Annotated in this window: 14 protein-coding genes; all 14 read left to right on the plus strand. The window is 33.0% G+C overall.

The window, feature by feature from the left end:
* Positions 1-3: 3 nt before the first annotated feature.
* The 14 genes from ACT53I_RS00455 to ACT53I_RS00520 all read left to right on the plus strand — a co-directional run bounded on the left by ACT53I_RS00455 (position 4) and on the right by ACT53I_RS00520 (position 13,341).
* On the plus strand, positions 4-1,197 hold the full coding sequence (locus ACT53I_RS00455; protein WP_476077953.1) for a 3-hydroxyacyl-CoA dehydrogenase NAD-binding domain-containing protein: 1,194 nt from the start codon (positions 4-6) through the stop codon (positions 1,195-1,197).
* A gap of 58 nt (positions 1,198-1,255) precedes the next feature.
* Complete coding sequence (locus ACT53I_RS00460; protein WP_371462299.1) at positions 1,256-1,462, plus strand: hypothetical protein; 207 nt, start codon at positions 1,256-1,258, stop codon at positions 1,460-1,462.
* A gap of 48 nt (positions 1,463-1,510) precedes the next feature.
* Positions 1,511-1,924: a PaaI family thioesterase gene (locus ACT53I_RS00465; RefSeq protein WP_104794139.1), complete on the plus strand. Its 414-nt coding sequence runs from the start codon at positions 1,511-1,513 to the stop codon at positions 1,922-1,924.
* A 73-nt stretch (positions 1,925-1,997) separates the two neighbouring features.
* A complete protein-coding gene (pcaF, locus tag ACT53I_RS00470) occupies positions 1,998-3,212 on the plus strand; it encodes a 3-oxoadipyl-CoA thiolase (protein ID WP_476077954.1) in 1,215 nt (404 codons plus the stop codon).
* Positions 3,213-3,214: 2 nt separating this feature from the next.
* Positions 3,215-3,802 (plus strand): acyltransferase, encoded by a 588-nt coding sequence (locus ACT53I_RS00475; RefSeq protein ID WP_476077955.1) that lies wholly within the window; start codon positions 3,215-3,217, stop codon positions 3,800-3,802.
* Between the two features lie 546 nt (positions 3,803-4,348).
* On the plus strand, positions 4,349-6,841 hold the full coding sequence (gene paaZ, locus ACT53I_RS00480) for a phenylacetic acid degradation bifunctional protein PaaZ (protein ID WP_476077956.1): 2,493 nt from the start codon (positions 4,349-4,351) through the stop codon (positions 6,839-6,841).
* Between the two features lie 73 nt (positions 6,842-6,914).
* Positions 6,915-8,156, plus strand: a complete 1,242-nt coding sequence (locus tag ACT53I_RS00485) for a glycoside hydrolase family 5 protein (protein WP_476077957.1) — start codon at positions 6,915-6,917, stop codon at positions 8,154-8,156.
* Between the two features lie 7 nt (positions 8,157-8,163).
* Complete coding sequence (locus ACT53I_RS00490; RefSeq protein ID WP_476077958.1) at positions 8,164-8,931, plus strand: enoyl-CoA hydratase/isomerase family protein; 768 nt, start codon at positions 8,164-8,166, stop codon at positions 8,929-8,931.
* A 70-nt stretch (positions 8,932-9,001) separates the two neighbouring features.
* Positions 9,002-9,619: a hypothetical protein gene (locus ACT53I_RS00495; protein WP_476077959.1), complete on the plus strand. Its 618-nt coding sequence runs from the start codon at positions 9,002-9,004 to the stop codon at positions 9,617-9,619.
* 210 nt (positions 9,620-9,829) lie between these two features.
* Positions 9,830-10,237, plus strand: a complete 408-nt coding sequence (locus tag ACT53I_RS00500) for a hypothetical protein (protein WP_213195277.1) — start codon at positions 9,830-9,832, stop codon at positions 10,235-10,237.
* A gap of 22 nt (positions 10,238-10,259) precedes the next feature.
* Positions 10,260-10,544: a winged helix-turn-helix domain-containing protein gene (locus ACT53I_RS00505; RefSeq protein ID WP_476077960.1), complete on the plus strand. Its 285-nt coding sequence runs from the start codon at positions 10,260-10,262 to the stop codon at positions 10,542-10,544.
* Positions 10,545-10,690: 146 nt separating this feature from the next.
* A complete protein-coding gene (locus tag ACT53I_RS00510) occupies positions 10,691-10,981 on the plus strand; it encodes a hypothetical protein (RefSeq protein ID WP_461377389.1) in 291 nt (96 codons plus the stop codon).
* Between the two features lie 408 nt (positions 10,982-11,389).
* Positions 11,390-12,751 carry a DUF4153 domain-containing protein gene (locus tag ACT53I_RS00515; protein WP_476077961.1) on the plus strand — a complete coding sequence of 454 codons (1,362 nt, stop codon included), beginning with the start codon at positions 11,390-11,392 and terminating at the stop codon, positions 12,749-12,751.
* A 101-nt stretch (positions 12,752-12,852) separates the two neighbouring features.
* Positions 12,853-13,341 (plus strand): hypothetical protein, encoded by a 489-nt coding sequence (locus ACT53I_RS00520; protein WP_476077962.1) that lies wholly within the window; start codon positions 12,853-12,855, stop codon positions 13,339-13,341.
* The last annotated feature ends 15 nt before the right edge of the window (positions 13,342-13,356 follow it).

Here is a 13,356-nt window from a genome sequence, read left to right on the forward strand (position 1 = left end):
AAGATGCAAGAATCTATAATCAAGAACCAAGAGTCTAGAGTCTCGAATCTGGAATCTGGAATCTCAAAAATTGGAATCATCGGCTCTGGAACTATGGGAATTGGCATTGCGCAAGTGGCTGCAACTGCACATTGCAAGGTTTTTTTGTACGATGCCAACTTCTCACAAACCGAAAAATCTCTAAAAAATTTAAAATCTACATTAGATAAATTAGCAGAAAAAGGAAAAATTTCTGCAGAAAAATCCTTAGAAGTTTTTAGCCACATTAAGCCTTGCCAAGAAATCAAGGAATTGAAAGATTGTGATTTGGTAATAGAAGCCATCATCGAAAATAAAGAAATCAAGCAAAAAGTTTTCACTGAGTTAGAAACCTATGTTTCAGAAAAATGTGTTTTGGGATCTAATACTTCGTCTATTTCCATTACTTCGCTTCAGGCAGAACTTAAAAATCCTGAACGTTTTATCGGGATTCATTTTTTCAATCCAGCGCCATTAATGCCTTTGGTGGAGGTAATTCCAGGGTTGTTGACTGAAAATAATTTGGCTCAAGAAATCGTAGATTTAATGAAATCTTGGGGCAAATCTCCTATCATTGCTAAAGATGTTCCTGGTTTTATTGTCAACAGAATTGCAAGACCTTTTTATGGAGAAGCACTCAGAATTGTAGAAGAAAATATCGCCACTCCAGAACAAGTAGATGATGCGATGAAATCTCTTGGGAATTTTAAAATGGGACCATTTGAATTGATGGATTTAATCGGAATTGATGTTAATTTTTCGGTAACGAAAACCGTTTATCATGATTATTTTTTCGATCCCAAATATAAACCTTCCTTACTTCAGCAAAGAATGAGCGAAGCCAAATTACTTGGTAGAAAAACAGGAAAAGGCTTTTATGATTATTCTGAAGGAAGTGAAAAGCCAGTTCCACAAAAAGATGAAACTTTGTATGAAATGATTTTCATGAGAATTATTTCTATGTTGATTAATGAAGCGGTAGAAGCAAAAAGATTAGGAATTGCCAATGATGAAGATATAGAAACTGCGATGCAAAAAGGTGTAAATTATCCTAAAGGATTATTGAATTGGGGAAAAGAAATTGGTTATCCAAAAATTTCGGAAGTCTTACAAAATCTCTACGAAGAGTACCAAGAAGAACGCTACAGACAAAGTCCGTTGCTTAGAAAATTGAATTAATTTAAGAGCTGAATTTCATTATCAAATTGTCTCATTAACGCATTATCACATTCAAAATATGAATCCAAAACTAATTATTGCAATCATAAACGCAATTGTATCTTTCGTCATTATTGTTCCGATGAGTTTTTTCATGAATAAATTCATCAATAATTCTGAGGATACTTTTGTACAGTTTTTTCAAGATAAATGGTTGATTTTAACAGTATTTGTTTTAATTTTCACCATATACAATAGTTTTTTAAAAGGAAGAAAACTTAAATAAATCAACTACACAATTTTACAAATTAACGACTTTACAATTTTATACTAAATGACACCACTAGAAACCGCACAATATATGCTCAATCAAGATTTTTTCTCACAATGGATGGAGATAAAACTGGTTGAGGTTCGCGAACATTACTGTTTGATTGAAATGCCCATCAAAAAAGAAATGATTAATGGCTTAAAAACGGTTCATGGTGGAGTAACTTTTGCTTTTGCAGATTCTGCATTGGCATTCTCTTCTAACAATACGGGAGATGCAGCAGTTGCGCTCAATTGCATGATTAATTTTACCAAAGCAGTACGTTTAGGAGACACGCTTTTTGCCGAAAGTATTCTCATGGCAGATACCAGAAAAACAGCAGTTTATGATATTACGATTACCAATCAGCATAAAGTGGTGGTCGCAAGTTTTAGAGGAACTGTTTATAAAATTGATAAAAAAGTAGTTGATTTATAGATGTGTTAGTGTGAAAATGTGCTGATTTTTTGATTATCACATTTCCACATCATCTAATTATCTCATTAAAAATATGAAACAAGTATACATCATAGATTACATCAGAACACCGATTGCTAAATTTCAAGGAGGCTTATCAGAAGTAAGAGCAGATGATTTAGCAGCCATCGTTTTGAAGGAAATTGTAAAGAGAAATCCACAAATTCCCGCCGAAGAAATAGAAGACGTGATTTTAGGTTGTGCCAATCAAGCCGGCGAAGACAATCGAAATGTAGCAAGAATGGCTTCACTTTTGGCAGAACTTCCTGTAAAAATTGGCGGAGAAACCGTGAATAGATTATGCGCTTCTGGAATGGCAGCAATTACCAATGCGTACAGAGCGATTGCAATTAGCGAAGGCGAAATTTATTTGGCTGGAGGAGTTGAACAGATGACTAGAGCGCCTTATGTTTTGAGTAAATCAGCTCAACCTTTTGGCAGAGATGTACAGTTGTTTGATAGCAGTTTCGGGTGGAGGTTTATTAATCCCAAAATGAAAGAACTCTATGGAGTTGATGGAATGGGAGAAACCGCAGAAAATCTAGCTGAAATCTATAAAATTTCCAGAGAAGCGCAAGATGAATTTGCATTGCTTTCTCAGCAAAAAGCTACTTCTGCTCAAAATTCGGGAAGATTAGCTCAAGAAATTGTAAAAGTAGAAATTCCACAAAAAAAAGGAGAACCGAAAATCTTTTCAGAAGACGAATTTATAAAACCAGATACTACTTTAGATAAATTAGCGAAGTTAAGACCTGCTTTCAAAAAAGAAGGCGGAAGTGTTACTGCAGGAAATTCTTCTGGCTTAAATGACGGAGCTGCTGCCATGATTTTGGCAAGTGAAGACGCCGTAAAAAAATATAATTTGAAGCCATTGGCAAAAATTATTTCAAGCGCAGTGGTTGGTGTAGAACCTAGAATTATGGGAATAGGTCCAGTAGAAGCGACCAAAAAAGCACTTTCGAGAGCCAATCTTTCGTTGGAAGATATGGATATTATTGAACTCAACGAAGCTTTTGCAGCTCAAGCATTATCAGTTTTACAGGAATTAGGAATTGATGCAAAAGACGAACGATTAAATCCAAATGGTGGCGCGATTGCCTTAGGTCATCCTCTCGGAATGTCAGGAACCAGAATTGTAGGAACTGCCGCTTTAGAATTACAAAAAAAAAATAAAAAATATGCACTTTGTACGCTCTGCATCGGAGTGGGACAAGGTTACGCAATGATTATTGAAAACGTAAATCTGTAAAAATGAACATTTATTCATACCACGGTATAAAACCCATTATCAAAAAATCAGCATACATTCATCCTCAAGCGGTAATTATTGGGAATGTAGAAATTGGCGAAGAAGTATACATCGGGCCTAGTGCTGTTTTGCGTGGAGATTGGGGCAAAATCATGATCAAAGACGGCGCAAACGTTCAAGAAAATTGTACGCTTCATGTTTTTCCAGGAATTGCCACTGTTTTAGAAGAATCGGCGCATATTGGTCATGGTGCGATTATTCATTCGGCGCACATTGGCAAAAATTGTTTGGTTGGCATGAACGCCGTCGTAATGGACAATGCCAAAATTGGAGACGAATGCATTATTGGTGCGTTAAGCTTCGTTCCTACTGGTTTTATTTCGGAAAATAGAAAATTGATAGTTGGCAGTCCTGCGAAAATTATTCGCGAAGTTTCAGACGAAATGATTGCTTGGAAAACCAAAGGAACCGCTATTTATCAAGAATTAGCTCGTGAAGGAAAAACCGCCATTCAACCGTGCGAACCATACACAGAATTTGTTGAACAAACGCCCACCAAAATTGTAGATTACTCCGTTTGGACTAAATAATGGCGCCAAATTTCCAGCTTTCCACTATAATCTTTTATTTTTCAACTTCTGTCAGTCTGAGCGGAGTCGAAGACAAAGAAAAACAAGAGTATTTCCGTTGCAATCTGGGGCGCAATTTCGTTGCAATTTCACCATTTTCCAAAATTTAAAATTTGAGTATCTTAACCACGAAAAATAAATTCAATAAAAACGGGCTAAAGCCCGTTTTTTAAAAAAATAAAAAAGCAATTGGCTTTAGCCAAAATTTATAATGAAATTTTCAAAAAAAATATTTTTTGTAATTCTTGGAGTGATTTTTCTAATTGCACTAAATATTTTTGGGTTTTATCTAAATCAAGAAGGTTTGAGAATTTCAGATTCATTAGAACACGCGCAATCAAAACAACAAGAACAATTTATTAAAAATCAGGAATTTCCATTTTCAGAAATCATAATTTATTTAGTTTTTATTTTTGATTTGGCAATTATTCTATTTTTACTTTTTATGATATTAAAATTTATTTTCAAGAAACTCAAAACATCTAAAATCTAACATCCTCACATAAAATGAAACTAAAAAACTATATATCAGGACAATGGATTGAAGGAAACGGCCACGAAATTCCGCTTTATAATGCTGTAAACGGAGAACTGGTTGCCATTTCAGATACTTCGGGACTAGATTTTGAAGAAGCTCTTCACTATGGAAGAACAATCGGTTATAAAAACTTGTCTTCTATGACTTTTTACGACCGTGGAGAAATGCTTAAAAAAATTGCATTGTACCTTTTAGAAAGAAAGAAAAAATACTATGAACTTTCTTATAAAACAGGTGCCACTCATATTGATTCTTGGGTAGATATTGAAGGAGGTTTTGGTACTTTTTTCACCTATTCAGGTTTGGCGAAAAGAATGCTTCCCAATACACCATTTTGGGTAGATGGAGATACTCAGAAAATTTCTACCTACGGAACGCATCTCGGAACACATATTTTGACGCCAAGTGAAGGGGTTTCTGTACAAATCAACGCCTATAATTTTCCAGTTTGGGGAATGTTAGAAAAATTGTCAACATCGCTTTTGGCGGGAGTTCCAGCCGTTGTAAAACCTTCGCCGTTCAGTTCTTATCTTACGAATGAAGTTTTCAAAGATATGATAGAAAGTGGTTATCTTCCTGAAGGTGCAGTTCAGTTGGTTTGTGGCGAACATGGGAATATTTTAGATTTTGTAAAAGATGGTGATTCTGTGGTGTTTACAGGTTCTGCAAATACTGGTAGAAAACTGAAAGCGCTTCCGTCAATTTCTGGTAATGCAATTCGTTTTAATATGGAAGCAGATTCTTTGAACTGTTCTATTCTTGGGTTAGATGCCAAACCGGGAACTCCAGAATTTGATTTGTTCATCAAAGAAGTTAAAAATGAAATGACCACCAAAGCAGGACAAAAATGTACGGCAATCCGTAGAATTATTGTTCCTGAAAATTTAGTTGGTGATGTTCAAAATGCGTTATCAAAAGCTCTTGACCAAACAAAAATTGGAAATCCATTAAGCAGAGAAACCAAAATGGGCTCTATTGTTGGAAAAGAACAAATGCAGATTTTAGAAGAAAAAGTAAATCTCTTAAAAGCTGAAACAGAACTCATCTACGATGGAAAGCATGATTTGGTAGAAGCAAATTATGAAAACGGAGCTTTCTTTACTCCGAAAGTTTTCTATAATGATAAACCTTTTGAAAAAAATATATCTCACGAACTCGAAGCTTTTGGCCCGGTTTCTACAATAATGCCTTACAAAGATTCAGAAGAAGCTGCTGCTTTAGCAAAACGAGGAAAAGGAAGTTTAGTAGGTTCTATTGTTTCTCATGATGAGAAATTTGTAGCCGAAACTTCTTGGAAAATGGCGAGTTCTCATGGTAGAATTTTTGTTTTGAATAGAGATAATGCCAAAGAAAGTACAGGTCACGGTTCTCCGTTGCCAACTTTAATGCATGGTGGTCCTGGAAGAGCTGGAGGTGGCGAAGAAATGGGAGGTTTAAATGGACTTCATTTCTTCCTTCAAAAAACTGCGATTCAAGGTTCGCCAGATGTTTTGACGGCGATTACCAAAGTTTATACGCAAGGAGCAGAAAAGAAATTCAGTGATAAACATCCTTTCCAGAAATATTTTGAAGAAGTAGAAGTTGGAGATTCTCTAGAAACCGCAGGTAGAACTGTTACGGAAGCAGATATTGTGAATTTTTCTAATGTTTCTTGGGATCATTTTTATGCACATACAGATGCAACCAGCTTAAACGGAACTATTTTTGACAAAACCGTTGCTCATGGATATTTCATTCTTTCTGCAGCAGCAGGTTTATTTGTTTCAGGGAAAAAAGGGCCAGTTATTGCGAATTATGGACTGGAAAATGCAAGTTTCTTTAAACCAGTTTATGCTGGAGATACCATTACCGTTTATTTGACGGCGAAAGAAAAAATCAACAGAGGTGTAAAAGGTAGAAATATTCCAAGTGGAGTGGTAAAATGGTTGGTTGAGGTAGTGAATCAAAGAGAAGAGGTGGTTTGTGTAGCTACCATTTTGACTTTAGTGGCAAAAAAATCGCCTTTCATTGAGTTGAATAGAAGAAATATTCAAAAATTATTGAATGGTTTAACTGAAAATACAAAACCAAATTGGGGAAAAATGACTGCTCAAGAAATGTTGGAACATCTAGAAACAACTTTGCTATATAGTATAGGTGAACCAGAAGCTGAGAAATGCTTCACTCCAGAAGAGCATTTAGAAAAGTATCAAGATTCTCTATACAATCACCGAAAAATGCCAAAAGATTTTCCTGCGCCGTTCCTTCCAGAAGATGGAACTTTACCAGAGTTGAAGTATAAAAATCTGGAGCAAGCCAAAGAGAAATTTTTAGAAAATCTTCAGAAATATCAGATTTATTATAGAGAAAATCCAGAAGAGGAGCATATGCATTTTGTCTTTGGAAAGCTCAATAAAGAAATGATGGAGTTGATGCACAGAAAACATTTTACGCATCATTTTGAACAATTTGGATTATTGTAAAACTGATAAAATTTAGCTTAAAATATCAATAGCGAAAGCCACAGTAATGTAAATTTGCTTAAAATTTTAAAAAATGAAAAAAATAACAAAAATTTTCTTAGTGTTTTTAACTTTGGTGAGCTTATCGATGTTTTCTCAAGCTAAAAAAACTAAGTTTGTATACATAGATGGTCCGAATCTGTATACACCAAACCATGAAAGATTCTTGATCAAAGGAACTAATCTTGGAAATTGGCTTAATCCAGAAGGCTATATGTTTTTCTTCGAAGGAAATGCATCCAGTTATAGATTAATTAATCAGGCTTTTTGCGAAATGGTTGGAGAGGATTTTACAGCAAAATTTTGGAAGGAGTTTAAGAAAAATTATATCACCAAAGAAGATATTTTCTATATAAAATCTACCGGAATGAATACTTTGAGAATCCCGTTTCATTATAAATTATTTACCGATGAAGATTTTATGGGAGAAACCAAAAACCAAAATGGTTTTGAAATTTTAGATGAGGTAATCGGTTGGTGTAAAGAAGCTGGGATATACGTCATTCTGGATATGCACGATGCTCCTTGTGGACAAACTGGCGATAATATAGATGATAGTTACGCGTATCCTTGGTTAATGGAAAATGCTGAAAATCAGAAACAATTTATAGAAATTTGGACTAGAATTGCTAAAAAATATGCAAATAATACTACCGTTTTAGGTTACGATTTGCTTAACGAACCGATTGCGCATTATTTCAAAGATGACTTGCCAAGACTTAATCAAAATCTAGAAAAATTATACAAAGAATGTACTTTGGCAATTAGAAAAGTAGATAAAAACCACATCATTATGTTAGGCGGAGCGCAGTGGAACGGTAATTTTTCCTTTTTTACGGATTGGAAATATGATGACAAAATTATGTTTACTTGCCACCGTTATTGGAGTGGAACAGACAAACAAAGTATTCAAGATTTTATAGATTTCAGAGACAAGGTAAACCTGCCAATGTACATGGGTGAAACAGGTGAAAATACCGATGAATGGGTTGAAAAATTTAGAATTACTTTAGAAGAAAACAACATTGGTTGGACGTATTGGCCATACAAAAAAATGGTTCAAAAAAGCGGAATGATGTATATTCCAAAACCAGAAAATTGGGATTTGATAGTAGAGTATACCAAAAAAGATAGAAGTGATTTAGGAAAAGTGCGAGATGCAAGACCTAATCAAGAATTGGTAAAAAAAGCGATGCTTGATTTACTTGAAAATATGAAATTTAAAAACTGTGTAAAAATTGAAGGCTATACCAAAGCTTTGGGAATGAAGCCTTAATAAATTTATGGAAAAAGGATTTGTAACATCAGAAATTAAAAATAATATCTCCGAAATCACTTTCGGGACGCCAAAAAGCAACTCATTACCCAGCGAAATTTTAGAAAAATTAGCACAAACCATATTAGACGAAGCGGCAAAAGAAGAAGTGAAAGCCATTTTACTAAAATCTGAAGGCGAAAAAGCGTTTTGTGCAGGAGCAAGTTTTGAAGAATTGTTAGCAATCAACGATCTAGAAACGTCAAAAACTTTCTTTGGAGGTTTTGCCAAAGTGCTCAATGCCATGAGAACTTGCCGAAAAATTGTAGTGGTACGAGTTCAAGGGAAAACGACTGGAGGTGGAGTAGGAATTGCTTGTGCTGCAGATTATTGTTTTGCGACAGAGAATGCAAGTTTGGCACTCACCGAAATTAATTTAGGAATTGGTCCGTTTGTGATTGGACCTTATGTAGAAAGAAAAATTGGTAAATCACAATTCACTGCGATGGCAATAGATGCAGATTTCCGAAGCGCAAATTGGGCAGAACAGCATAATATTTACCATGCGGTTTCTCCTACGATTGCAGAAATGGATTTTGAAATTGCACAATTTTTAGAAAAATTGGCGAGTAGAAGTTCAGATGCTTTGGCTTTAATCAAAAAAGTTTCTTGGGAAGGAACAGAGCACTTTACAGAGCTTTCTCCAGAAAGAATTCACATGAGCGCAAGTCTTATTCTAGAAGATACCGCAAAGAAAAATATTGAAAAAATTAAAGAAAATCTGAGAAATAAATAAGAAAGAAACTGCAAATTAATTTTGCAGTTTCAAAATAAATATTAACTTTGTATTTCAAAGTGCTTTATTTATGAAAAATAAAAACTACCAAGAAGACTTGCAGCACATCAGAAAAATGATGGAAAAAAGCTCTCGATTTATTTCTTTGAGCGGAATTTCTGGCGTTTTTGCTGGTTTATTTGCTTTAGCTGGTGCTATTTATGTTTATTTCTTTTTCAAAAAAAATGGAGTAGATTATTTCGAAGGAACGGTAAAATACTATGAAAAAGACTTTATTGTTCACTTGGTTATCGTGGCGATGTTCATAATGGTTTTAGCGATTTCTTCTGGAGCGTATTTTACCATTAAAAAAAGCAAAGCCCATCATCTTCAAATTTGGGATGCTACCACCAAAAAATTGTTGTATAACTTTGCCATTCCATTGGGAATTGGAGGTTTATTTTGCGCAGGATTATTGTATCACGGTTTACATGGTTTACTTTCTCCAGCCACTTTAATTTTCTATGGATTAGCGCTATTTAATGCAGGAAATTACACTTTTTCTGACATTAAATATTTAGGATTGTGCGAAATGGCATTAGGAATTGTATCACTGTTCTTTTTAGGGTATGGTTTATTTTTCTGGGCAGTTGGTTTTGGAGTTTTGCATATTGTTTATGGTTTGATAATGCATAAGAAGTATAAGTAAAAATAATTAAAAGTGAAAAAGTTTTCCGAAATATTGATCTTTATTCTCATGATTTTATCGGGATTATATTATTTATATTTCACTTATGTTAATGCAAATGAATTCTTTATTTTTGATGGGTTTGTGTATTTTGTATTAATTCTAGTTTTTTTTATTTTTTTTGGATTTACTTTAAAGAATAATCTAATTCGATACCATAAAGATAAAAGCATGAAGAACTTTATTCCCACTTTCATTGGCGGTTTTATAATTTTTGGAGTCTTAGTCGTAAATTTTTATTTGTGGTATAGAGACAGTTCGGAAGTTATATTGCAAGCTAATTATGATGGAGATATTAATGGTTATTCATTTGAATTTAGAAAAGATGGTTCTTATTTATTTGAGAATGGCTCAGTATTAGGACGTTCTCAATTTCGAGGTAAATATAAAATTAAAGATAGTCTGATTTTTTTAGACAAAAATGAAATTGATAATGTTGTGAAAACTAATCAATTGGCAATTAGATATATAAGTGAGAATATTAATGGTAAAAATAAAGTAATTGTTCAAATTGATAAAAAGCATAATCGAATAGAAGACAAATATTTTGATTTTGTAATTAATATTGATAAAAGGTAGTTTATAAATTGAATTAAAAATTATGATTTCTCAACTCAACAAAGAATTTGAAAGCCGTGTCAGATTGGGTATTATGTCCGTTCTGATGGTTAACGATTGGGTTGATTTTAATGAAATGAAGCAACTTTTAGAAGTTACAGACGGGAATTTGGCAAGTCATAGTTCTGCATTAGAAAAATATAATTACATTGAAATAAAGAAAGAATTTGTTGGCAAAAAGCCAAAAACATCTTACCGAGTTACACAAACAGGAAGAAAAGCTTTCGAAGAACATCTGTCAGCTTTAGAAAAATTATTAGGGAAATAATTTTTTAAATTGAAAATTGAAAGTGGAGAATTGAAAATTTAAAACAAACAATAATTAGTCAAAAATCAAAAAGGAGCAATCCTTTAATTTTTTCAAAATTAACTTTGTATTTCAAAGTACTTTAAGTAAAATTTAAATTAAAAATTATGATAACAAACAAACAAAGAAGCTTCGTCATCTATGGATTGGCAGCTTTACTATTAGTTATTCCGTTTATTGGGATGCAGTTTACCAAAGAAATTAATTGGTCTGGTTTTGACTTTTTAATCGCTGGAATTCTTCTTTTTGGAACCGCATTTTGCGTAGATATGGTTCTGAAAATGGAGAAAAAGAATGCGAGAAGAATGTTTTACATCGTCTTAATTCTGTTAGCATTATTTCTGATTTGGGCAGAATTAGCGGTAGGAATTTTCGGAAGTCCAGTTGCTGGAAGTTAATTTTAGAAAATGTTTAATAATCAGTCTTATGTATTTCTCCATTAAACTTTTTAGAAAAATTTAATATGAAAAATAAATTTTTAAATTTTAGAAGCTTAGAATTTACCGATCAAGCAAAAGGAGTTTTTATAATAACTTTTATTTGTTCTACAATATTGTTTATTACAATCTCTCTAAACCTTAATTCATCGTTTGGTTATACTGTTTTTTATTTTGGATACATTTATGTCTTTTTGATTGGGTCATTAAATATAGTCGTCGCTGTTTATGAATTATATGAAGCATTTGTAGAAAAAAAAAGTTATTGGATGCACATTAATTCTTCTCTTTTAATTCTTTCAAATATCCTAATAGGAGCCATATACTTATTTCTAACAATTGTAATTGAAAACAAATTTTAAAATTATCATGAAAACACATCATTTAATCTTTTTAGTTACAGCAATGTTTGTTGTACTGTTTTATGACCAAGAACCTGGATTAAATATCGGAATTTTAGGAATTTTGGTAGCGACTCTTACTTATTTCAATACCGAAAAAAGATTCAAAACCCGAACTTTTTATTCAGTTTTGGCGACCAGCATTTTAAGCAGTATCGCTTTTGCTTGGTACGCTGATTTTGCCTCTTTTTTGGCCATTTTTACTTCGCTTTTTTTATTGGGTTTCACTTCCAAAAACAAAGAACTTAAATCCATTCTCGTGATTCCAGTTTTTGCTATTAATTTTGTGACCTTTATTTACCGTGTTTTTCAGTTCGAACAATGGTTGCCACAGAGAAAAACCGAAAGTTTTTGGCAAAAAGTTTTAGCGGTGGTTCTAATCCCAGCTTTTCTGCTGTTGATTTTCTTTGCGATTTATACACACGGAAGTTCACATTTTGCTTCGCTTTTTTCTGATTATGAATTAGATATTAATCTTTGGCAAGTTATCGCATTAAGTATTTTAGGGTTTTTCTTGGCTTTTAATTATTTCAATTTTTCGATTTATGAATTTTTTATCAAGAACAATCATTATTTGAAAAACGATTTTTTGAATGAAGACAAAAAACTGAAACCTACATACGATTTTCTAGACCTTCCTTTTGAAAGATTGAGTGGTGTAGTATCCTTTGTAGCATTGAATATTTTATTGTTATTCTTCATCATTACGTTTAATTATGAGCAGTTTGTAGAATTGCCAAAAGCTACGGCTAATCAACTTGCCGAAGAAACCCACGAAAGAGTAGGAGCGGTAATTGCGAGTATTGTGATGGCAATAGGTGTGATTATGTTCTATTTTAAAGGCAGTTTCAATTTTGATACACAAGCAAAATCATTGAAAGTTTTGGCAAAAATTTGGGTATTTCTGAATGCCGTTTTAGTGATTTCGGCTTTTGCGAAAAATTCAGAATACGTATTGAATTTAGGCTTAACCTACAAAAGATTAGGTGTTTATGCGTTTTTAATTTTAGCCATTATTGGATTGGTTTTTACTTTCATTAAAATTCATAAGCAAAAAACCAATGCGTATCTTTTTAACCAAATGGTTTGGTATTTCTACGGAACGATTTTGGTGTGTAGTTTTATCAATTGGGGAAATATTGCCACAGTTTACAATATTAAGAATGAAAAAGCAGATTTTAAATTTCTGTATTCTTTGAATTACAATGATAAAATTCTTCAAGAAAAATTTCCGAAAGAAATGAGTGAAAGAGCGAATTATGAAAAAGAGTTGAATGATAAAAAGCCGTTTTTATCAAAAATTCTTTACTACGAAACACTAAATTTTTAGAATTCTAACGAATTGTTACAACATTTACATCAAGCTGAATATTCTACAATTATTGAGTAACTTTGGTATAATATTAGCTCGCTAATGATAAACCAAATGATATGAAAATTTTAATTAATGTTTTGTGGAGTTCTATTTTAGGCGTGAGTTGTTGTTCCAGCAACGGAATTTCTCAAAATGCAAATACAACTACCACTAAAACAGAAATCATGGAAAATAATTCTTCTCAACCATCACAAGGAAGAAAAGGTGCAATGAGAACGGTAGAAGGTAATAAAATCATCAGAACTGTAGATGCTTCTCAACTTCCATTTACCATTGGTGAAGAGTTTACAGATGAGAACCAGCAATTTATTCTGGTGATTAAAAATTTTAATAGGCCCACTCTTTCTGCTAAAATTAATACCGTAGAGAAAGGTAGAAATCTCAGAATCAATCAAATTATTTTACCAGATGGTTCTGCGGATGGTCCTTTTTCGAGAGAAATGAAATATACTAAAAAACAAAGCGGAACCTATAAGATTGTTTTTGGCAAAAATCTTATGGCAGAAGGAAAACTGAAGGGAAATATCTCCGTGACAGTAGAATAAAATAAAAAAATGTAA

Source organism: Cloacibacterium sp. DMC96 (assembly GCF_056313765.1).